Raw genomic sequence first — 20,831 nt, 5'->3', positions numbered from 1 at the left:
TGGAGATGGGTGCATGACGATCTACGGTGACTACTCCCGGGCCCGCATCGGGTGGTTCTTCGGGCTGTCCGGGTGGCAGCTGGGCACGCTCAGCGTGGCGGTGTTGCCGGTCGCGGGGGCGGTCTCCAGGTCGGCGTGGGCCTCGGCAGGGTTGTTCTTGGTGCTGTGGGCACTGCTCGCAGTGGTTGTCGCCGTCCCGGTGCGGGGTCGGTCGGTCACCGGTTGGTTGGCCGCGACCCTCGCGACCGCGGCCGGGGGGCTGATGGGATGGACCCGGTTCCGTGCCCGCGCCACCCGCGGCGCCGTGAGGGACCCGGCCCAGGCCGACCTGCCCGGGGTCCTGACCAGCATCGAGGTCCACGAGGGTCCCCCCTACGGGCCGACCTACCGCCGGGTGGCGTTGGTGCAGAACCACGCCGCCCGCACCTGGGCGCTGACCGCCGCCGTGGTGCACCCCGGGCTCGGCCTGGCCGAGGCCTCCGAACGCGACGGGTACGGCCGCGGCCTCAGCCAGCTGCTGGACGTGCAGGTCAAGACCGAACTGGTCAGCGAAGTGATCCTGCAGGTGCGGACCGTCCCCGAGGACGGAGCCGAACGAGCAGACTGGATGGCCCGCCACCGCCAGCCGGGCGCCCCCGCGGCCGCCCGCGTCATCAACGACACCCTGGCCGCGACCCTGACCGCGGCGTCGGTGCGCACCGAGTCGTTCGTCACCATCGTCGTGCCCGAGTCCCGGCTGAGCAAGGTCGCCAAGGAGTACGGCGGCGGCGTCAGCGGCCGAGCTCGAGCGCTGCACGCCGTCGCCGCCGAGACCGAGTCCCACCTGCGGGCCGCGGTCGGGGCCTCCTCGGTGGAGTGGTTGACCAGCGCCGAGCTGGCGACCGCCTGTCGGACCGGGTTCGCGCCCGGCGACCGCGCCAGCCTCGTCGAGGCCCTCGCCGCGCACGCCGCCGGCGACCAGGTCAATACCGAGGTGCCGTGGTCGATGGCCGGGCCCTCCGGCGCCGACCCGGCACCCCGGCACTACAGCCACGACGCGTGGAACTCGGTCAGCTCCACTCTCAAGCTCCCCGTGAAGGGCGCCGCGATCGGGGCGCTGGCGCCGATCCTGTCCACCCAGCAGGACGGGGAGCGTCGAGCGCTCATGGTCTGCTACCCGATCGTGCCCGCCGGTCAGGCCGCCCGCCGCTCGACCAACAGCGAGTTCGCCGCCGACCTGGGGGAGGAGCTGAACGCACGGGCTCGGCGCAGGGTCAGCACCCGCTCCCGCGACGAGGTCGACAAGGTGCGTCGGATCGAGTCCAAACTGGCCCGCGGCAACTCCCTCACCGAACCGTACGCGGTCGCCACCGTCACCGTCCCCAAGACCGTCAGCGCCGCCGAGGCAGGGCGCCGCCTGGACGCCGCGATCCGCCGCTGCGGGTTCGCCCCCATGCGCCTGGACCTGGCCCAGGATGTGTCTTTCGCCGCGACCGTGGTGCCCCTCGGGGTGTCCCTGACCCGCAGGAGCGGGTGAACCCGCCGATGGCCACCACCAGGACCGAACGCCCCCGGCGCGCCACCACAGGACGGGACGTGTCCCGGCTGCTGGGGGACTTCGGGCACGAGATCCCCAGCATCCCGGCCGCCGCCGTCACGGCGAAGGAACCCCGCATCTTCCGTCCCAGCTCCTGGCGCGGGCTGCGTCGCCGCGAGGCAGGGTGGGTGCCCGCGGCCGCGCCGGTCGCGGCATGGCGGATGACCAGCGACCAGGCCCCCGCCCTGTGGCCGTTCATCGCGACCCCCGGCCTGCCGCCGACCGGCGCCCAGATGGGGATCGACATGCTGTCCGGGTCCGCGTTCTACTGCGACCCCCTGGGGTGGGTTCTCAACGAGGCGATCCCGGTGACCAACCCCAACATCATGGCGTGGGGCAAACCCGGCCTGGGCAAGTCAGCGAACACCAAGGCGTTCCTGCTGCGGATGATGGACTTCGACTACAAGGCGCTCATCCTCGGCGACACCAAGGACGAGTACGAGGCCCTGTGCCGGTTCCTGGGTGTGGCACCGATCTCCTTGGGGCCGGGCCTGCCGGCACGGGTCAACCCGCTGGCGATCGGGCCGCTGGCGACCGGGTGGGAGAACCTGGTCGGTCCTGCCGCCCAGGCCCGCGCCCAGGTCGTCTTCGGGCGGTGGCTGACCCTGGTGCGTGGCCTGGTCGGGTCCCAACGCATCGGTGAGGCCCGGGTCCCGTTCGGGCCCAGCGACGAGGCCGTCATCAAGGCGGCACTGGCTGACCTGACCGGGTACTCCCGGGGAGCGACCAGGTTGACCGAGACGACCATCCCCGCACTGTGGGCCGCCCTGGACAATCCCGCAGACACGCTGGTGGCCGAGTGCCGGTACGCCGACGTCCGCCACTTCCTGGACGCCACCCGGCTGCTGCGCGACGCCCTCGGACAGCTGGTGAACGGGGCACTGGCCGGACTGTTCGACGAGCACACGAACATCACGATCAACTGGGACGCGCCGATCCAGTCGCTGTCCCTGTCCCGGCTGCGGCCCTTGGGAGAGGAAGCCACCGGCATAGCCCTGACCTGCCTGAACTCCTGGGGTCGAGGGATCCGAGAGGTCGCTCGGACCGGCGACCTGCGGGTCGTGGTGCGGGACGAGGCCTGGATGCAGCTGCGGCTCGGCCCGGAAGCGGTCAAGTCCTTCGATGCCGACCTGAGGCTGTCCCGCGGTGCCGGCGGCCTCGGAGGGGACGTCCAGTACTGCGTCATGCACAAGCCGTCGGACCTGCTGTCCGCCGGCGACCAGGGGTCCCAGGCCGCGACCATCGCCAAGGACCTGCTGCACCTGGCCGACATCAAGATCCTGCACGGCCAACCGCACCAGGTCGGCCACGAGCTGGACCACCTGCTCGGGCTCGGACCGTTGGCCCGGGACGTCGTCACCGGGTGGGCGCTGCAAGGCAAAGGACGCGCCCTGTGGCAGGTCGGTGACCGCTCCTACAAGGTGCAGACCGTTCTGACCCGCCCAGAGCTCGACCTGACCTACACCAACGAGGGCATCGAGGCCGCCGCATGAAACGCGCCATCGGCCTCCTCGCGGTCCTGCTCGTCCTGGCCGGGGTGCCGCTGGGTCTGGCCGTCGTGGTCACCGTGATCGCCACACCCGCCCTGGCCGAGCAGCACCGGGTGACCAGCTGCGCCGGGACCATCCCCGCCACCGGCGACTGGCGCGTCCCCTACGTCGACACCACCTACGAGCACCGTTCCGGGTTCGGTCCTCGCATCGACCCCGAGACCGGATTGCCCGGGGAGCACACCGGTCTCGACCTGGGGTCGGTGCCCTCCGGTGCGCCGATCGTGGCTGCCGCCGCCGGGCTCGTGGTCGACGCCGGACCGAACGGGGGATACGGCACCACCGTCGACGTCCAGCACGCCGGCGGGGTCCTGACCCGGTACGCCCACCTGGACAGCATCGACCCCGCCGTCACCGTCGGCGACCAGGTCGCGATCGGGCAGGTCCTCGGGGTGGAGGGCACCACCGGGCGCTCCACCGGGCTGCACCTGCATCTCGAGGTCCGGCTCGACGGGAAACCCGTCGACCCCGTCGCCTTCCTCGCCGACCGCGGCGTGATGCTGTCCGGCACACCGGTCGGACCCTCCATCCCCGACGACCAGGCACCCGACCTGCCCGGCGGCGGTGAAGGGGGCATCGGGTTCGCGCTGCCCCAGGCCGGTGAGCCACGCCAGGCGTCCCTGACCAACCCGGCCCAGCCAGTGCCCGCCCGGGTGCAGGACCTGTACGAGGCCGCCGCCGCCGAGTACAACCTGCCGTGGACCCTGCTGGCCGGCATCGGGATGGCCGAGACCGCGCACGGGTCCACCACCGCCACCAGCACCGCCGGCGCCCAGGGGCTCATGCAGTTCATGCCCGCCACCTTCGCGACCTACGGCGTCGACGGCGACGGCGACGGGGCGGCGCAGATCACCAACGATGCGGACTCGGTCCACTCGGCCGCGAACTACCTGCGGGCGCTCGGCGCCGCGGACGGTCCGGACGGGGTCCGCGAGGCCCTCTTCGGGTACAACCGGGCCGACTGGTACGTCAACGACGTCCTGCACTACGCCCACGCCTACGGCGGTGGTCTGGTGCTCGCCGAGCCCGCCGACTGCCCCGGCGGCACCGGCGACCCGGACCTGCCCCCCATCAGCGACGAGCGAGTCGCCACCATGCTCGAGTTCGCGCTGGACCAGCAGGGTGACGCCTACGTCCTCGGCGCCAGCGGCCCCGACGCGTGGGACTGCTCCAGCCTCACCCAACAAGCGATGGCCCGCGTCGGGATCACCTCACCCCGCACCGCCCAGGCACAACGCGACTGGCTCGCCGCCGGCAACGGCTACCAGGTCCCCGTCGACCAGGCCCAACCCGGAGACCTGTTCTTCTTCGACTCCTACCTCGGGCCGAACACCATCGGCCACGTCGGTTTCGTCCTCGACCCCGCGTCCCAGAGCACGTTCGAGGCCGCGAACCCCTCCCTCGGCGTGGGCGCCTTCAGCTACGCCGACGACCTGACCCGCAACATCTTCCAGATCTGGCGGCTCGGCGACGTCGCCGACGACCCCGCCACCCCCTGACCCGCAGCACAGCACGTCACGACGAAGGACGCACCGATGCAACGCGACCGCCGCACCAACCCCTACCCCTACACCTGGGAGATCCCGCTCGGGATCTGCTTCGCGGTCCTCCTCATCCTGGTCCTCGGTGCCCACGCCGGCCGAGCCGCCGCCAACACGGTCGCCGGCGCCGGCCCCACCTGGCCCCCCACCACACGGCTGTTCTCATCCGTCCCTGGGCTCCTCGCCGGGGACGCCTCCGCTGGGCTGGCCGACCCACCCCTGGCCGTGGCCACCACCGGTGCCCTGTGGGCATGGGTCGTCGCCACCGAGATCGTGGTCCTGATCCTGGTGGCCGCCGCGGGCGGGTACGGCTGGACCCGGTGGGGCCCGGGCGCGCTCAAGGGCATGGCCGACGCCACCGAGGCCCGCCAGCTCCTCGGCCTGGCCCGCCTGCGCCAACACCGTGCCGTGATCCGACCCGACCTCTACCGCCGCAGGAAGGTGACCCGATGACCCGTCTCGACCCCACCCAGCTCGGGTGGCAGCTCGGCCGCTCCACCGCACCCCTCGGAGTCGACCTATGGGTGCCCTGGGACCGCACCGCCGGCGTCATCGGGCCTCAAGGTTCGGGCAAGACCCTCGACCTGCTCACCCCCGCCCTCCTCGACGCACCCGGTGCCGCCCTGGTCACCCTCACCAAACCCGAGGACCTGCTGCTCACCTTCACCGCCAGGTCAGCCGGAGACCGGCCCGCCCTGGTGCTCGACCCCTTCGGGCTCACCCCCGGTCTGCCCGAACTCGTCTGGGACCCGATCGCCGGCTGCGGCGACCCGCTGGTGGCCGAACGCCGCGCCAAGGCCTTCACCGCCGGGACCGTCAAAGGGGCGGTCGCCGAGGGCTACGGAGATCAGGCCGCACGGTTCTACGCCGCCGAAGCCGCGAAGGTCATCCAGGCCTACTTCCACGCCGCCGCCCTCGAAGGCGCCAACCTCGACGACGTCCTGGAGTGGGTCGCCAATCCCCGCAACGCCATCACCCCGGCCGAGACCCTTCGCGAGCACCCCGGTGCCGCACCGTTCTGGCACGGGCTGCTGCACGGTGCCCTCAACGGAGACGACCGCACCGCAGGCAACACCATCACCACCGTCCAGCAAGCCATGTCCCTGTTTTTCCAGGAATCCATGCGCCGCCGGTGCGTCCCCGGCCCCGGCCGCCCCGCCACCGACCTCGCCGACGTCATCAACGCCGGCGGAACCCTGTACCTCCTCGGTCGTGAAGACCCCTACGCCTCCGCATCCCCCCTCATGACCGCCATCGCCGAACACGTCCTGGACACCGCGCTGTCCCTGGCGCAGACCTCCCCCCACGGCAAGCTGTGCCCACCCATGCTCGCCTGCCTCGACGAGCTGCCCTCCACCGCACCCCTGCCCACCCTGCGCACCCGAATGGCCAACGAACGCGCCCTGGGCCTGTCCTTCATCTGGGCCGCGCAGACCCGAGCCCAGCTCGACGCCATCTTCGGCCAGCAGGAAGCCCGCGCCGTCCTCGGCCTCACCAACAACCTCGTCCTGTTCGGCGGGTCCAAAGACGTCGCGTTCAACCAGGAGATGTCCGACCTCCTCGGCAAGGTCCGGGTCGGCCGGTCCACCTGGAACACCGGCCACCGCGGCGGTCGCAGCTACTCCGCCGAGGACATCCCCGTCCTCACGGGCTCTGAGATACGCCGCATCAAAGACCGGCACGCCCTGGTCATCTCCGAGAACGGCAAACCCATCCTCGCCCGACTGCACCGAGCAATCGACGGAAAGCACGGCAAACAGCTCCTCGCCGACCAGACCCACCTACGGGACCGTCTCACCACCCACAGCCAAGCCACCACCGCCGCCGCCACCACCCCCGGGTCGACCCTGAACGGCCGCGTCGCCACCACTCTCGCCGGCGCAACCACCTACGACCACATCCAGCGGAGGAACCGGTGACCACCACCAGGAGCGGCCACCCCACCGTGGGCCGGGCACCCATGCCGTTGGCGCTGCCCTTCCCCAAACCCGGACCCGCACTGGCCAACGCCTACCGTGAGCTCGAGATCGCGGCCCACGGCACCGAGAAGCAACGCAAAGAACTCGGCGACCTCAACGCGCTGGCCCGGCCCTGGGACCCCGCCACCGTCACCCACCACCAACAACGAGCCCAGCTCTGGGACTGGCTCGAAGCGGTCACCGCGTGGATCAACACCGAACACGTCTGGGACTCCAGCCACATGATCCCGCCCTGCTGGCCCCAACACCCCCACCTGGTCCACGACATCGCCGTCCTGGCCGACCTACGCCACCAAGCCGGCACCGCGTTCACCAGCGACGCCCTCGAAGACTGGCACCGCTACGCCCTCCCCGCCTTCCTCGACCGGGTCCGCAACCGCACCCGCAGCGCCTGCGAGGACCACCACCGAGACTGGCCCGCCCGCGCCGCCAACGCCAGATACACCACCCAGCAGGCCACCCGTGGCGCCCTCTACCGTCAAGACCTCGACCACGCCCGCGCCGGACAGTCCCACCCGACAGCCGCACCACCAGCAGACCCGGTAGACGACCGGACCCGGCCCATCCCACGCCTCCACCTCATCGACGGCCACACGATCGACCCCCACACCGGCGAGATCCTCGACTGACGAAGGACCGAAGACACCTGAGAATGAATGGATGAGCGAACGCGCATTCACGGTGATTCAACCCACCGGCCCCCGTCAGGACGGCGACACCGCCCCCGAAGATGACGAACTGGCCGGTCAGCCGTCGACCTACCGTTTGTACTTCGTGGGTTCACCCGTCCTCGCCTTACTAGGGCGTGTCTCCCTAACCTGAGCGGCTGGTCCTGCTAGCCAGCCGATCGCCCTGGGGTGCACGGGCTACTGAGTGGTAACCCAGTCGCCGATGTCTCCCCACAGCGCGCAGGCCAGACGGCACGCCTGCAGACGCACCGTGCACCGCTTCCTGGTTTCTTCGGAGGGGAACAGTCCCAGACACGCCCGGTACTTACTGTTGCAGCTCACGTAGCAGTTCAGACTGCTCCCTCCACCCGTGCCCGGGTCCTTCGGGGCCAGCTCAGCCTGTCCGCATCCACACCCTCCCGTTGCACCCGGCGCCTCCGCGCGCGTCACGGGCAATTCGAGCTCGGCAGCACGCAGACGGCGAGAGACGCGGGTGGTGAGGACAGCGTCAGGGTTGACGTAGAAAGAGGACGGCGATTCGTCATCCGGGGGATCGACGAAATCCAGTACATCCTCCGTCCTGATCTCCAATCCCAGTCGACCGTCGGCATCCAGATACAGGAGGACAGACGTGTCATCCGCGGATGCCACGAAACCCAAGACCTCGATGCGGTCAGGGTTCGGGTTGTTGGCAATCGTCGCTGCCACCTTATTGATGCTCGGTCTCTCCATCGAGACCACCTCCCTAGGCGGCGACGATTCTACTCCTCTTCGAAGAACCGCGACAAGAGGAGGAGCGGTCACCGGCACACCGGACAACGACGCTCCCTCGGCTAGAGAAGCCAGTGCGAGTTGGGCCGCGCGCCACGATCTACCAGACCGAGTCGGCGGTCGAGGTGAAGTACACCGACGTGATCACCCTCCCGTGCGGCCCGCTTCCCATGCTGCGTGAGGTACGACATCACCTGCGGAGCAGACCCGGGGTGGTTACAACGGTCGTCGAGCTCGAGTTCGAGTGGCCGGGCAAAGACTTCATCGCGGAAGTGCGCGAGCTCTCAGAAGAGGCCGAGGCGGCTCTGGCAGCCCTCGTCCTCCTCTTGGACGACCGCATCGCCTACCGGCGTGAAGGCGAGATGGTGCAGGTGACCAGACCGGACGGTGGCACGCTCTTCTGTGACGTCACACGTGGAGTCCGCTCCTACGACACCGACCTCGAACGACGGGTGGGCCCAGAGCCGATCCTCCAGCAAGCGCCAGCACTACCCCTCGATCAGGATCCCTCCGCCTCGGCAGCGCTGAGGTGCTACCTCGCCGCCATCGAGCAGGTCAAGACCCCCGTGGGGTTCATCCTCCTCTGCTCCGCGCTCGAAGCGCTCTGCCCCACCAAGAGCCAGTCGTTCAACAAGAACCAGCTGATCGCCGCGCTGAAAGAGCGGGGCATCGACGTGAAAGAGACGGACATGATCGATATCGTCCGGGTCCGGGCGATGGTGCACCACGGCTTTGTCGAGGATCCGCTCCTGCACCCGAGCTGGTCCACTTTGGAGACACTAGTGAGGACCGCGCTGCGACAGGTCCTAGACGTGAGGTACGGCTGGCCACGGCAGGTGCCCACGACAAAGTCAAACCGCGTGGCCACCCACGAAGTCTTCGATGTCGACCTCGAGGAACGGCACACAAACCCCCCGGCCGAGAGCGTGAGGACTCTTGCTGAAGGCGGCCTAACGTCGGCCGCCGAGGCACGTCGTCTCGTTGACGACCTGTTGCACTCCCGCGACCAAATGTGTGACCACCTCGGGTGAGATGCGTCAGCACCTCACCGGGGTGCCGTCGACCTGCACGTCCTGGTAAGCAGCCTCCCGGTCGTGCCCACCCCAGGGGACGGTATACCCAGCCGTGAGAAGCGCCAACGACACGTCCTGCACCTCAGGGGTGGAGACATACCCGAGTAGTCGGCCGTAGCGGTCACGCGCGCCCTACCGTGAGTCCGTGGTGAGCTGCACCGTTGTCCCGGCCGGTAGGAGATCGTCGAGGTGGTCGCGTGCCTCCATTGCGCCGCACTCGGGTGGGTCGAGCTCGGGTGCGTCGACACCCATCAAGGCGGACTCTGCCGACCTCGTCACCCTCGGGGGTGGTGGCGGTGAAGGTGTCTCCGTCGATGACATAACCCACCACCAGGGTGGTGGTGCTCGCCTCCGGTGGATCCACCGAGGGTGAGGCGGTGTTCTCGCAACCAGAGACCGCGATCGCGGCGCCGGCGAGTATGGCGGCGAGGGGGCGACGTGGCATGAAGGATCTGGTCTCCGGAGTGGGTCAGCGACGTGGCCCGTGCCGGTCGGGTCCGGTCTGGGGGGGTGTGCGGCGTTGCTCGCGGTGGAGGCGCGAGGCCGCGGCCTCCCGCGACGGGCGAGCCATGGCGGTGGGCGGCAGGGGCGGGTCAATGCTCACGAGGCGGTAGCGCAGGTCCTGAGCGGGGTGGACCGTGGCGAGGGGCTGTTCGGCTGTGGTGGCGCGGGCCAGGGCGAGGGGGTCGTGCCCGTGGTCGTGCAGGTGCTGCATAACCCGCGCGAGAGCGGCCCAGTCGTGCTCGTGCGGGAGGCGGGGATCGATGTCCCGGGCTTCGGCCGCCCACCGGGTTGCCGGTTCGACCTGTTGTGCGGCCTCCAGGCGGGCCCGCACGTCGACGCTGCCGGCGAGCTGCGCGGCGGCCACGCCCGCGGCGTCGCCCTCCCAGGCGCGGACCGCGGCGAGCAGCTCGCGGCGCACCTGGTCGGTGTCGGCGCCGGTGACGTGCGCGACCCGGTCGATGCCGGACGCCCAGGTGGCGGGGTCAGCCGACGCCAGGAGGGTGAGGGTCGCCGGCAGGGCCTGGTCGGGGGGCAGGTGGGTCAGCCGCTCTTCGAGCAGGACCGTGGCCAGGGGGCGGGCGGTGATTAGGGCGTCGTGGACGGGGTCGGTGCCGTGGTCGGTGAGCAGGCTGGCGGGGTCGGTCCCGGCCGGCAGGGCGGCGTGGAAGGTGTGGGTGCCGTGCTGGGCCATGAGCCAGTGGTCACGCTCGGTGGCGACCTGCCCGGCGACGTCGCCGTCGCGGGCGACGATGACCGGCCCGCCCGTGCCGGCGAGCTGGGTGGCTTGGGCGTCGGTGAGCGCGGTGCCGAGGGTGGAGACCCCTACGTAGTGGCCGCCGGTGGCGAGGGTGATCGCGGCGGCGTCCATCGGGCCCTCGACGAGCACGGGGGTCGCGCCGGAGGCGAGCAGGGTCGGGTCGGTGCCGTAGAGCTGGTCGCCCTTGTGGAACAGGGGCGTGTTCGGGGTGTTCAGGTACTTCGGGCCGGCGGCCTGGTCGTCGTCCCGGTGGGGGTTGCGGCGTCCGACGAACCCCAGGACCTGCCCGTCGTGGACGATCGGGAGCACGACCCGGTCGCGGAACCGGTCGATGAGCCGCCCGTCGCGGGTGCGGGTCGCGACCCCCGCGGTCTCGAGCTCGAGATCGGTGACGCCACGGGAGCGGAGGTGGTCGACCAGGTGGGTCCACCCGGGCGGGGCGAACCCGGGCTGGATCTGGGGGTGACCGGTCAGGTCCTGCCCGAACCGCCCGGCCAGGTAGTTCTGGGCCCACCCGTGGGCCAGGTGGTACTGGTAGTAGTCCAGGGCCAGCTGGTTGATGTCCGCGAGCCGCTGGACCGGGACGGGGGAGTCCTGGCGCTCTTGGTGGCGGGCGTAGTCGCGGTCCAGCTGAGCCTCGGTGTACTCCGGCACGTCGGGCCCGAGGCGCCGGATGCGGGCGGCGAGCTCCAGGGCGTGCTCGACCTCCGCGGCGGTGGGCGCGGGCTCCAGGTCGTTGCCGGGCCCGTCGTCCAGGTCCGGGGTGTGGCCGACCAGGGAGGCGGCCCACTCGGCGTCGGTGGGTTGGATCGAGATGGGGTCGGGCTCGTGCTGGGTCGCCCAGGCTGCGTCCTCGGGGGCGTGGTCCTCAGGCTCGTGGCGGGTGTCGTCGGCCGGGGGAGGGTCGGCCAGCACGCTGATCTTCCAGACCATCGCCTGCGCGTCGTCGACGTCGGTCCCGGCCGCCGGCAGGGTCTGGACGAGGGCGTCCAGGCTCCAGCCGCGGTGCAGGGCGTGGTCGATGGTGGTGACCAGGGTCGGCCACCACGGTGATCCCTGCAGGGCGGCGGCCCGTTCGGGGTCGTTGACGTGGTCCAGCAGCGTGGTGCTCCAGCCGGTGGTGATGGTGGTGTCGCCGGCGGTGTGCGCGGCGACGGCCGGGGACAGGTGTCCCTGGATCCGCCACCAGAGCGCGGAGGCAGCGTGGTCGTCCGGGAGCGGCCCGGTGGCGGCCGAGTCCCGGGTGAGGGTTGCGGCGTCCAGGCCGGCCCGGGAGATCGCGGCGAGCCGCTCGGCCAGGACCGGCGCGAACGGGTCGGCGGTCATTGCGGGGGAGATCGAGGTCAGCAGCGGTGCCCATTCGGCGATCGCGGGTGCCTCACCGTGGGCGAGTTCTGCGCGCAGCTGCCGTTGGTAGGTGGCGGGTGCGGTGTCGGTCTGCCGCGGCCCGGTCGGACGTGGGTCCGTGTCGTCGACGCCGGTCGCAGCCCTCCAGACGGCGACCTTGCCGAGGAGCTCGGCCGTGGGGGCGGCATGCCCCTGTTTGGCCCACGCGCGCGTCGGGCCGGTCGTGGCGGTCTCGGCGACGTCGCCGGCGAGGTCGGTGACCCGTGCTGCCCGCGCGGTCAGGTAGGGGCCCCAGGTCGGGTGCCCGGCCAGTGCTGCGGGGATGCCGGGCACCCAGGGCAGGGGGCCCGTGCCGGCGTTGCGCAGCCCGGTGTCGTCCAGGCGCCACCCGAGAACGGCCGCGGGGTCGGCTGCGGTGTCGACCTCGCGTCCGGAGACTGCCTGGTGCAGGGCCTGGGTGGGGGAGTGGCCGTGCGCGGCGATCAGCATCAGGTGGGCCCGCAGCGTGGGCCACGCCGGGGAACCGGTCAGGTCGGGCACCAGCTGGTCGGCGACCTGGTCCAGGGTGGCCAACCGTTCTGGCCCGGCCAGGTCCGCGGCCGCGGTGTAGAGGGCGTCGACGTAGCGCGCGGTGGCCTGCCCCAGCAGCGGTCCCGGGTCGTCGGTGTGCCGCGACGTCGTCGACGCCGAGACCGGGGAGTCGTCGCGGGCCAGCACGGCCTGGAGCACGTCGGTGGCGGTGCGGGGGTGCACTGTGCCCGGCGCGATCCGGGTGTGCGGGTCACCGTCGCCAACGACCTCGAGGTAGACATGGTTGGCCTGCCGTCCCCGGGTCAGCATGGTGTAGAGCTGCTGGCGGGACTCCTGCCCGGTGGCGACCCCGTGGGTGGTGTCGACGGAGACGCCCTGGGCGGTGTGGACGGTGGAGGCGTACCCCAGCTCGGTGGACTCGGTGATGTAGTCGGCCGGGAGCGTGATGTGCCGGCCGCTGCCCAGGTGCTCGGCGCGGATCCGGCCGTCGCGGTGAACGTCCAGGACGGTCCACCGGTCCCCGTTCTTGACCCAGTCCGTCGGTGACAGGCGCAGCCGGCGGTCGTTGGACCGGGTCAGCACGACGTCCCCGATCGAGGCGTGGTTGCCGTCGGCCAGGTGCACCTCGCGCCCGGTCTGGTCAGTGCCCTCGAGCCGGTAGGCGCGGGCGCGTCGGTTCAGCTCGGAGACCAGTTCACGGGTGGGCGCGAGCATGATCGAGTCCAACCCGTTGCCGCGGTCGGCCCGCCATGACTCGAACACGTCCTCGGTGATGGTGCCCAGGTCTCCCACGTGGATCCGGGACCGGTCCAGGTAGAACCCCAAAGCCTCGGTGTTCCCGTCCCGCAGCGCCAGGGATGCGGCGCCCTCGGCCGGGTCGGTGAACCGCATCAGCTCGCTCAGGTGCAGTGCCCCGTGGGTCGCGCGGATGTCGCGCAGCACCCCGCCGGCGCCGATCGCGGCGAGCTGCTGGTCGTCTCCGATCAGCCGCACCGACGCACCCCGGGCGGTCAGCCACGACACCGCCGTGTCCAGGGACAGGGTGTCGGCCATCCCGGCCTCGTCGATGATGACCAGACTGGCCGGGCCGATCCCCGCGGCCCAGGCCAGGTCCTGCACCGAGTCTGGGTCGTGGCCCAGGCGCCACACCAGGGACGCCAGGGTGTCGGTCGTCGCGCCGGCCTGCTGGTGCAGCTGGGCGGCGGCTGCGGCCGACGGTGCGAGCCCGACCACGGACCCGCCGGAGGCCTCCCACGCCTGGGTCAGTGCCCGCATCGCGGTCGTCTTCCCCGACCCCGCGGGGGCGATCGCCAGCTGCAACCGTGCCCCGGAGGTGGCCATCGAGCGCACCAACGTCGCCTGACCCGGGTTGAGCTCGACCCCGTTGGCGAGCGACTCGACCAACGCCAGATCCACCGCTCCGGCGTCCGCGACCCGGCCATCGGTGCGTCCCGCCGCCTGCACCAGCCGGCCCTCGGCGTCCAGGACCGCCCGGGACGTGAACAGCTCGGAACCGGCGACCTGGTACACGCTGGTCCCGTCGGCCCGCCGCAGCACGGACGGTTCGTCCAGGGTGTCAGCGCGGCCCCCGCGCATCGGCACCGACGCCGTCAACGCCTGACGGGTGAGCTCCTCGACCAGGGTGTCCACGCCGCCGGCGGGGGTGGCGGTGCCCCGCACCCGCCGCTGGGCCTCGGCCCGCAGATGCCACACCTGCCACGTCGACCTGGCCCCCTGGACCGTGGCCAGCATCCGCTGCACGGTCTGCTGGCGCCACTGGTCGGTGACCGCCACCGGTGCGTCCTTGACCTGCTGACCACCCCGCTGGGCCGCCCGCAACATGGCCGTGACCTTGTCCTCACCGCCCAGGACCGTGACCGCCTCGGCCCGCCACGCGGCCCGTTGCTGCGCCAGGGACCGGGGCTCGTGCTTGGCCTCCCGCGTCTCCAGGGTCGCCTGCTGCGCCAGCTGGATCGACTCCACCGGGTTCGGCGGCCGCCCGTGGTCGGCCTGGAACTGTTGCGCCAGCTCGGTGCGGCGGGCCTGGATCGAGGCACGACGTGAGGACCACGCCCGGTTCAACGCCGGGTCCACCCCGACGATCTCCCGCACCGGGCGCTTCCGGACGTCCTCCCCCGGAGCCGGGTCACGCCGCTGCAACGCCAGCCCGAGGGCCTCCAGGTTCTTCTCCAGCGCCGTGTTGTAGGTCTCCGAGGCGGTGACGGTGGCCTTGAACAGGACCCGCCCGTCGATCGAGAGCCACCGGCCGTCGGTGGTCTGGACCTTGTTGGCCACGGCGACGTGGGTGTGCAGGTCGGGGTCACCGGCGCGGGAGTCACGGTGGGTGAACGCGGTCGCGACCATGCCGCGGACGTCGACCTGCTGCACCCCGTCCTTGCCGGTACGGGTGAACAAGGCATGGGACTCCAGGAACCGGACCGCCTCCCCGACGGCGTCCTGGTGTGCCCGCTCCAACTGTGCGGCGGTGGCCGGGTCGGACAGCGCCCACAATGTCGAGAACGACTTGACCGGGGAGAACGTCAGGTCGTACCCGGCGACCGCGGTGGTCCGTGGACGGGACGCCCGGGCGATCAGACCAGCCAGCTCACGGTCGTTCAACGGGTCGCGCCCGTACTCCTGCCGGAACATCTCCCGCCCCACCTCGGTGCGGATCCGGGCCCGGGTCTCGATGTCCACCGGCGCCTCCCGCGGCAGCCCGAGGGCCACGTTGTGGGACTCGCACCGACGGGCGACCTCGATCCGGAAGGTGCCGACGTCGTCGCGGCCGCCGTACACCTTGTACGGCCGGCCCAGGTCCCCAGCCGCGTCCCCCAGGGGGTGCTCACCGGTCGAGAACAGGCGGGTCATCTGCTCTGCGGTGACCACGTCCCCGGCCTCCAGGCCCTCGATCCCGCCCAGCCCGGACCCCACCCACACCCCGGGCGCCTCGCCCTTCTCGGTGTAGTAGGACGCCAGCCCGGACCGGCCGGCCTCGGTCGCGTCCTGACGAGCGACCTGCCGGGTCAGGTAGTCATACCCCGACCCCGCGGTCAGCTTGTGAATCGTCATCGCCACACCCCTAACAAGCCACCGCGGGGGGTGTCACAGCATCAACTTCCGCCCTGTCTCCGGGCGCCGGTGGCCACGTACCCAGGACCGGTCACGGCCCGGGGAGGGGTGGCCTCTCGGGGACCCCCCGTCGCGTACTACTGGTGGACAGCCCTATCGGAACCAGTCCTTATGGCTGGCCCGAAGCAGGCGACGCCCCGCAGGTCAGGCGCCCGGAATGGGAGGCGTCACGCTCCGTCGTTCGGCGCTTCGTAGGGTCCCGGTTTGTCAGAGTCCGAATGCGCCGCCGCTGACGAGGATGGCTATGCCGAGGCCGATCAGGACGATCGGGAAGAGCACGTGTTCCCATCGCTCGAGCACCTCGGCGATAGGCCTGCGGGTGGCGACATACCTGGCGAGAAGGACCAGCACGCCGACGAGCAGCAGGAACACGACGCAGAAGATGACCACGGTTGCCGTGCTGACGTTCAGGAACACCGGGACGCAGACGCCGATGTTGTCTCCGCCGTTGGCGAAGGTGACCGCGGCGACAGTCAGGATGCCGACCTTCTTGCCCTCGACCTTCTCGTCGTCGTCGTCACCGTCGCCTCGCCATGCCTGCCACGCCGCCCAGATACCGAGCGCCAGGGGGATGAGCCCGAAGTAGGGAATGGCGCTGGACGGCAGGACCAGCCCGGCCCCCCAGGCGACCAGCAGCGCAGCACCGAGGATCCCGACGAACCCCAGGTACTGCCCCAGCGCGATCCGGGTGGTGGTGCCTCGTTGGCCGGCGCCTCGGGCGAAGAACAGAGAAAGAATGATGATGTCATCGATGTTGGTGGCCATGAACAGCCCGATCGCCTGCAGGACCGTGGTGAGGATCACCGGCTGACCTCGCAGCCGGCGACGGGGCACTGCGGATCCAGGCACGGGGCGTCCTCGTTCACGGCGAGGGTCACCTCGACCAACGCGAGCAGCGCGTTGGTGAGGTGCGGGTCGGCGATCGCGTAGAGGGTCTGTCGTCCCTGCGGTTCGGCCACGACGATGCCGCAGTCGCGCAGACAGGTCAGGTGGTTGGACACGTTGGGCCGCGTCAGGCCGAGGTCCTCGGCAAGTCCAGCGGGATAGGCAGGCCGTTCGAGCAGCGACAGCAGGATCCGAGCCCGCGTCGGATCTGCCAGAGCCCGGCCGATCCGATGCATCGCGTCCAGCCTGGAGGAAGTAGTCAGCACGGGCTGAACTATACAGTGTTTGCTGAACCGACCCGTCGGGTCGGGCGTGCAACGGGAAGTCATCAGCTTCAGCGTCGGAGGTGGGTGTCGCGTTGGGCGGTGTAGGCGCTCCAGTCTCGTGAGGCCAGGGCGGCCCACCGGGTCGCGGTGTTGGGTGCCAGGCCGAGGATGTCGGCGAGGATCGGGGTGGGCATGCTCGCAGCGAGCTGGAACATGGCGGCGTTGCGGGCTGCCCTGGGTTGGATGCCGCGTTCGACGAGCTGGGCGCGGACGTTCTCGGTGGCCAGGTGCTTGCCCGGGATGCCGCCGGGGAAGAGCCAGGTGTCGGGACGGCTGACGTAGGAGGCCTGCCCGCGACGGGTCAGGTGGGTGCGGACGAGGCGGTCGAGCGGGCCCGGCAGCTCGACGGGGAAGGTGTCGAACGTGGCCGTGGTGACGCCGACGGCGTCAACGGTGATCTGGTCGGCGCGCATGCGGGCGACCCGGGCCAGGGGTTGGGCGTAGAGCAGGACGAAGAGACCGGCGACGCGGGCGTAGAGGCGGATCGTGTCGTCGTGCAGGAGCAGCTGGACGTGTGCCCACCTGTCCTCGTCGGAGAGGGTGACGGCGGGCTGGGTGGTGGGGCGGGTGGCCACGGACAGGTCCCCTCCGAGGCCGGTGCGGGCGCGCCAGGCCAGGAACGGTCGCAGCGCGAGGGCGCGGGCGCGGTGCTGCTGCGCGTACCGGTCCAGGTCGTCCTGGTCGATGTCGGCGAGGTCCGTGGCGTGCTCGGTGAGCCAGTTCATGAAGCGGGCGGTGACGACGATGGTCGCTCGGGCTGCGGAGATCGCGCCGTGGGTGAGGGTCCCGTGATGCTCCTGGCGGCGCAGCCTGCTCAGCACCTGCCAGCGGGCGAACCGGGCCAGGACCTCGGACTGCCCGGCCGGCAGGGTGCCCAGCAGCTCCTCCAGCCACGGGCTGACCCGCTCGAGCTCGGCGTGGAAGGGCGGCAGGACCCCCAGGGCGGTGAGCAGGTCGCGCAGGTAGGTGTTGGTCCTGTCGGCCGGGAGCGTGTCGAAGGTCGCGTGGGAGATGTCGAGCTCGTCGCGGGCCATCGCGCCCAGGGTGGCCGGGCCGGTGGAGCGGGTGAACCAATACAAGGTGCTCTGTGGTCGTGGCCCCGAGATCAGGGCGTCGTACACCGGCCGCAGTCGCGGGTTGATGCCGCCGTCGGGGCCGGACAGCAGCGCGGTGGTCTTCTCCTTCAGGGCGCAGTGCCCGCACATCGGCCGCTGTAGGTTCTCGGCCAAGTTGGCCATTTCTCACCTAGTTGTCAGTCGCGTGTCAGTTTTCTCACGCATCTGTCAGGCGGGGCACGATGGCTGTGTGCATGTGCGCGAGGTCTCCTTGCGGTACTGCGACATCGCCGGTCCCGCGGGTCCTGGTGGCGCTGTTCAGACGGGTCCCGCCACTGATTCGAGCTAGGCGCTGCAGTCACTGGGGTCGATACAGTTACTGCTGTATAGTTCAGCGTGTGCTGACCATTGCTTCTCGTCTCGATGTGATGAACCGGTTGGGTCGGGCGCTGGCCGATCCCACCCGGTCACGACTTCTCCTGGTGCTGCTCGAGCGGCCGGCCTACCCGGCGGAGCTGGCGCGCGACCTGGGCCTGACGCGATCAAACGTGTCCAACCATCTGACCTGCCTGCGGGACTGCGGCATCGTGGTCGCCGAGCTCGAAGGCCGCCGGACACGCTATGAGATCGCGGATCCGCACCTGGCACGGGCGCTGACCGCCCTCGTCGAGGTGACCCTCGCAGTGGACGAGAACGCCCCGTGTCTGGATCCGGCCTGCTCGGTCGCCGGATGCTGCGCCGCCGAGGCTGGCGCATGATCGTGTCCTCGGTCCTGCAGGCGATCGGCCTGTTCATCGCGACCAACATCGACGACATCATCGTGCTCTCGCTGTTCTTCGCCCGCGGCGCAGGGCAAGCCGGGACCACGGCCCGGATCGTGCTGGGCCAGTACCTGGGGTTCGCGGGCATCCTTGGCGCGGCAGTGCTCGTCACCCTGGGCGCGGACGCGTTCCTGCCCCCGGCAGTCATCCCGTACTTCGGACTCATCCCGTTGGTCCTGGGTCTGTGGGCCGCATGGGAGGCCTGGCGCGGGGACGATGATGACGACGCCAAGGTCGCCGGCAAGAACGTCGCGGTCTGGACCGTCGCCGGGGTCACCTTTGCCAACGGGGGAGACAATATTGGCGTCTACGTCCCGGTCTTCCTCAGCGTGGGACCGGCGGCCGTGGTGGCCTACTGCATCGTCTTCCTCGTACTGGTGGCGGTCCTGGTCGTGCTGGCCAAGTTCGTGGCCACCCGCCCCCCGATCGCCGAAGTCCTCGAGCGGTGGGAGCACATCCTGTTCCCCATCGTCCTGATCGGACTGGGCATCGCCATCCTGGTCGGTGGCGGAGCCTTCGGCCTCTGACCAGGGCCGACGGGGCTACGATCGTGCGCCAGTTACCCGGCCTCCGCATTCCGAACACTCCTGACGTTCCACGGAAGCCGACGGGGCGCAGTGCGTCGATGAGTTACCTCTGTTGCAACGAGTCGCGGTACGGATGCCCATGGACTCTCACGGCACGTCAACCCTTGGATCAGTTCCGCAGAATCGGCTCCGAGGCGACCAGGCGTGGGATGGCCTTCACGTAGATCATCATGCCGAGGAGCTCGACCATGGTTTGGGTGACGACGACGAGCGGAACCAGGCCCAGGGGCGCCGGCAGGGCCAGCGCCAGCGGGAGTACCACTAGCGAGTTTCGAGTGGCGCCACTGAAGATCACGGCCCTCGTGCTGCCCGAATCGAGCCGTGCGACTCGTGCGCACGCCATCCCGAGGGGAACCATCACCACCAGAAAGGCTACGTAGAGAGGGACGACGGCCAACAGCGCGGTGACCTCTTGCCCAACTGCGTGGATCTGCGATGCGATCACCACAGCCAGTGTCGCCATCATGAACGGGACCATCATCGCCTGCATAACGGTCATCACGGTCTTGCCGGCTGCCCATTCTTGGGACAGCCACTGGGTCAAAGCCGCCAAGGTGAGCGGGACGATGATGAGCCCGATGAGCGCTTCGAGGAAGGGGCCTGGCTCGATGGCCGAGACGAGCTCCGGCCCGACGAATAGGAGCAGGTAGAAGGGCAGCAACAGCATCTGGGCCAGCATGAGCAGCGGCGCTGTAGCGAGCAGACGCTCACTGGAGCCGCCTGCCAGCCCGGCGAAGACGATCACGTAGTCGATGCACGGGGTCAGCAGCACCAGCAGCACACCCACCAGCAGGGCCGGGCTGTCGGCCACGAACCGCGACAGGGCAAAGACCACGGCGGGAACGATGACGAAGTTGAGGACCAGGATCGTGGCGATGAAGCGCACATCGCGCACGGCCTGACCGATCGCCGAGAACGGGATCCCCAGGAACGTGGCGAACAGCAAGAGCCCGAGCACGGGAGTGATGGCATTTTCAAGAGGCCCGGCGGCAGCGGGCAGCGACCAGCCAAGGATCGCTCCACCTGCGATGGCGAGGAGATACAGGCCAATCTGGTGGCGCTCCATCGCTTGGATCAAGGGGGTCAACGGCACCGTGCCAGCGTAAAGAGGCCCGCGCTGGCGACTCGTACCTGGGGACGGGTCCACGCTCGGCGTGAGCGTTGTTCAGGCGCAGCAGCTGGTGGGGATGGTGGTCCGGAACAGGCCGGCCGCTATGCGGAGGGCTTCGCTCATCGTGAGGTAGGGCGCCCAGGTGTCGGCCAGGTCGTCGACGGTCAGCCCGAACTTGATGGCGTACGTCGCGGCGAGCATGAGTGAACCGCCCCAGGTTTGATGCCGCTCCTGTTTGAGTCCAGGAGGATGAGCACCATGCCCAAGAAGATCGATGAAGAACTGAAGGCGCGCGCTGTGCGTCTGGTGCAGGACCACCGCGGGGAGTACTCCTCGCTGACGGCTGCCGCGGCGGTGGTGGCCAAGCAGCTCGGCGTGGGGAAGGAGTCCGTGCGCCGCTGGGCGATCCAGGCCGAGGTCGACAGCGGCCAGCGCCAGGGACCGACGAGTGAGGAGCTGGCGGAGATCAGGTCGCTGAAGAACAAGGTCCGCCGCCTCGAGGAGGACAACGCGATCCTGAAGGCCGCGACGGTTTTCTTCGCCTCAATGGCACGCTGATGGGGTCCGGTCGGGTTCGCTCCTTTTTTCGCTGCTGCGGCGGATCCCCGTCGTTGGCTGCT

The 20,831-nt window shown here is 70.5% G+C and carries 16 protein-coding genes and 3 pseudogenes; 11 read left to right on the top strand and 8 right to left on the bottom strand.

Annotated elements, in window-relative coordinates; genetic code table 11:
- Positions 1–13: 13 nt before the first annotated feature.
- The 7 genes from Q0795_RS16740 to Q0795_RS16710 are packed head-to-tail and all read left to right on the top strand — an operon-like array spanning position 14 to position 7,468.
- Entirely contained in the window at positions 14–1,516 is a 1,503-nt protein-coding gene (locus Q0795_RS16740; protein WP_298891648.1) for an SCO6880 family protein, read from the top strand.
- A gap of 8 nt (positions 1,517–1,524) precedes the next feature.
- Entirely contained in the window at positions 1,525–3,069 is a 1,545-nt protein-coding gene (locus Q0795_RS16735; RefSeq protein WP_298891647.1) for an ATP-binding protein, read from the top strand.
- A complete protein-coding gene (locus Q0795_RS16730) occupies positions 3,066–4,625 on the top strand; it encodes a peptidoglycan DD-metalloendopeptidase family protein (protein WP_298891646.1) in 1,560 nt (519 codons plus the stop codon). The genes Q0795_RS16735 and Q0795_RS16730 overlap by 4 nt, the downstream gene beginning before the upstream one ends.
- A gap of 36 nt (positions 4,626–4,661) precedes the next feature.
- Positions 4,662–5,120 (top strand): hypothetical protein, encoded by a 459-nt coding sequence (locus Q0795_RS16725; protein ID WP_298891645.1) that lies wholly within the window; start codon positions 4,662–4,664, stop codon positions 5,118–5,120.
- Positions 5,117–6,586: a TraM recognition domain-containing protein gene (locus Q0795_RS16720; protein WP_298891643.1), complete on the top strand. Its 1,470-nt coding sequence runs from the start codon at positions 5,117–5,119 to the stop codon at positions 6,584–6,586. The genes Q0795_RS16725 and Q0795_RS16720 overlap by 4 nt, the downstream gene beginning before the upstream one ends.
- The gene (locus Q0795_RS16715; RefSeq protein ID WP_298891641.1) at positions 6,583–7,275 is read left to right on the top strand and encodes a hypothetical protein; all 693 of its coding nucleotides are present in this window, start codon (positions 6,583–6,585) and stop codon (positions 7,273–7,275) included. Before Q0795_RS16720 ends, Q0795_RS16715 begins: the two co-directional genes overlap by 4 nt.
- Before the next feature lie 31 nt (positions 7,276–7,306).
- The gene (locus tag Q0795_RS16710) at positions 7,307–7,468 is read left to right on the top strand and encodes a hypothetical protein (protein ID WP_298891639.1); all 162 of its coding nucleotides are present in this window, start codon (positions 7,307–7,309) and stop codon (positions 7,466–7,468) included.
- 44 nt (positions 7,469–7,512) lie between these two features.
- Here the strand turns inward: Q0795_RS16710 and Q0795_RS16705 are convergent, their stop codons facing one another.
- The gene (locus Q0795_RS16705; protein ID WP_298891637.1) at positions 7,513–8,022 is read right to left on the bottom strand and encodes a hypothetical protein; all 510 of its coding nucleotides are present in this window, start codon (positions 8,020–8,022) and stop codon (positions 7,513–7,515) included.
- Positions 8,023–8,210: 188 nt separating this feature from the next.
- Between Q0795_RS16705 and Q0795_RS16700 the strand changes: the two genes are divergently transcribed.
- The gene (locus tag Q0795_RS16700) at positions 8,211–9,116 is read left to right on the top strand and encodes a hypothetical protein (RefSeq protein ID WP_298891635.1); all 906 of its coding nucleotides are present in this window, start codon (positions 8,211–8,213) and stop codon (positions 9,114–9,116) included.
- A gap of 6 nt (positions 9,117–9,122) precedes the next feature.
- On the opposite strand, the pseudogene Q0795_RS17280 reads toward Q0795_RS16700, so the two are convergent.
- From Q0795_RS17280 to Q0795_RS16680, 5 genes and pseudogenes are all read right to left on the bottom strand, one after another.
- Positions 9,123–9,272: pseudogene (locus Q0795_RS17280) on the bottom strand (hypothetical protein); the annotation flags it as partial.
- A 355-nt stretch (positions 9,273–9,627) separates the two neighbouring features.
- On the bottom strand, positions 9,628–15,366 hold the full coding sequence (gene mobF / locus Q0795_RS16695) for a MobF family relaxase (protein WP_298891631.1): 5,739 nt from the start codon (positions 15,364–15,366) through the stop codon (positions 9,628–9,630).
- 267 nt (positions 15,367–15,633) lie between these two features.
- Positions 15,634–16,230, bottom strand: a complete 597-nt coding sequence (locus Q0795_RS16690) for a cadmium resistance transporter (RefSeq protein ID WP_298891629.1) — start codon at positions 16,228–16,230, stop codon at positions 15,634–15,636.
- On the bottom strand, positions 16,227–16,577 hold the full coding sequence (locus Q0795_RS16685) for a metalloregulator ArsR/SmtB family transcription factor (protein WP_029202581.1): 351 nt from the start codon (positions 16,575–16,577) through the stop codon (positions 16,227–16,229). The genes Q0795_RS16690 and Q0795_RS16685 overlap by 4 nt, the downstream gene beginning before the upstream one ends.
- A gap of 68 nt (positions 16,578–16,645) precedes the next feature.
- Positions 16,646–17,875: a hypothetical protein gene (locus Q0795_RS16680; protein ID WP_298891627.1), complete on the bottom strand. Its 1,230-nt coding sequence runs from the start codon at positions 17,873–17,875 to the stop codon at positions 16,646–16,648.
- 215 nt (positions 17,876–18,090) lie between these two features.
- Here Q0795_RS16680 and Q0795_RS16675 point away from each other — a divergent pair, with 215 nt between their 5' ends.
- Together Q0795_RS16675 and Q0795_RS16670 are read left to right on the top strand one after the other, a co-directional pair.
- A complete protein-coding gene (locus Q0795_RS16675; RefSeq protein WP_075957317.1) occupies positions 18,091–18,450 on the top strand; it encodes a metalloregulator ArsR/SmtB family transcription factor in 360 nt (119 codons plus the stop codon).
- Positions 18,447–19,040 (top strand): cadmium resistance transporter, encoded by a 594-nt coding sequence (locus Q0795_RS16670; protein ID WP_075957609.1) that lies wholly within the window; start codon positions 18,447–18,449, stop codon positions 19,038–19,040. Before Q0795_RS16675 ends, Q0795_RS16670 begins: the two co-directional genes overlap by 4 nt.
- A gap of 169 nt (positions 19,041–19,209) precedes the next feature.
- On the opposite strand, the gene Q0795_RS16665 is transcribed toward Q0795_RS16670, so the two are convergent.
- A complete protein-coding gene (locus Q0795_RS16665) occupies positions 19,210–20,166 on the bottom strand; it encodes a bile acid:sodium symporter (protein WP_298891662.1) in 957 nt (318 codons plus the stop codon).
- Positions 20,167–20,265: 99 nt separating this feature from the next.
- Positions 20,266–20,421 (bottom strand): annotated as a pseudogene (locus Q0795_RS16660) (mercuric reductase); the annotation flags it as partial.
- A gap of 48 nt (positions 20,422–20,469) precedes the next feature.
- Between Q0795_RS16660 and Q0795_RS16655 the strand changes: the two are divergent.
- Positions 20,470–20,748: pseudogene (locus tag Q0795_RS16655) on the top strand (IS3 family transposase); the annotation flags it as partial.
- Between the last annotated feature and the right edge of the window lie 83 nt (positions 20,749–20,831).

The sequence above is a fragment of the uncultured Serinicoccus sp. genome (assembly GCF_947487915.1).
Lineage (GTDB): Bacteria > Actinomycetota > Actinomycetes > Actinomycetales > Dermatophilaceae > Ornithinicoccus.
This window is presented reverse-complemented; position numbering and strand designations above follow the sequence as displayed.

What these genes read in the sequence shown, in the direction of transcription:
- Q0795_RS16710 (WP_298891639.1), top strand. Translation starts at nt 7,307, where the DNA reads ATGAGCGAACGCGCATTCACGGTGATTCAACCCACCGGCCCCCGTCAG.
- Q0795_RS16665 (WP_298891662.1), bottom strand. Translation starts at nt 20,166, where the DNA reads ATGGAGCGCCACCAGATTGGCCTGTATCTCCTCGCCATCGCAGGTGGA.
- Q0795_RS16730 (WP_298891646.1), top strand. Translation starts at nt 3,066, where the DNA reads ATGAAACGCGCCATCGGCCTCCTCGCGGTCCTGCTCGTCCTGGCCGGG.
- Q0795_RS16680 (WP_298891627.1), bottom strand. Translation starts at nt 17,875, where the DNA reads ATGGCCAACTTGGCCGAGAACCTACAGCGGCCGATGTGCGGGCACTGC.
- Q0795_RS16670 (WP_075957609.1), top strand. Translation starts at nt 18,447, where the DNA reads ATGATCGTGTCCTCGGTCCTGCAGGCGATCGGCCTGTTCATCGCGACC.
- Q0795_RS16720 (WP_298891643.1), top strand. Translation starts at nt 5,117, where the DNA reads ATGACCCGTCTCGACCCCACCCAGCTCGGGTGGCAGCTCGGCCGCTCC.
- mobF (WP_298891631.1), bottom strand. Translation starts at nt 15,366, where the DNA reads ATGACGATTCACAAGCTGACCGCGGGGTCGGGGTATGACTACCTGACC.
- Q0795_RS16735 (WP_298891647.1), top strand. Translation starts at nt 1,525, where the DNA reads ATGGCCACCACCAGGACCGAACGCCCCCGGCGCGCCACCACAGGACGG.
- Q0795_RS16740 (WP_298891648.1), top strand. Translation starts at nt 14, where the DNA reads ATGACGATCTACGGTGACTACTCCCGGGCCCGCATCGGGTGGTTCTTC.
- Q0795_RS16725 (WP_298891645.1), top strand. Translation starts at nt 4,662, where the DNA reads ATGCAACGCGACCGCCGCACCAACCCCTACCCCTACACCTGGGAGATC.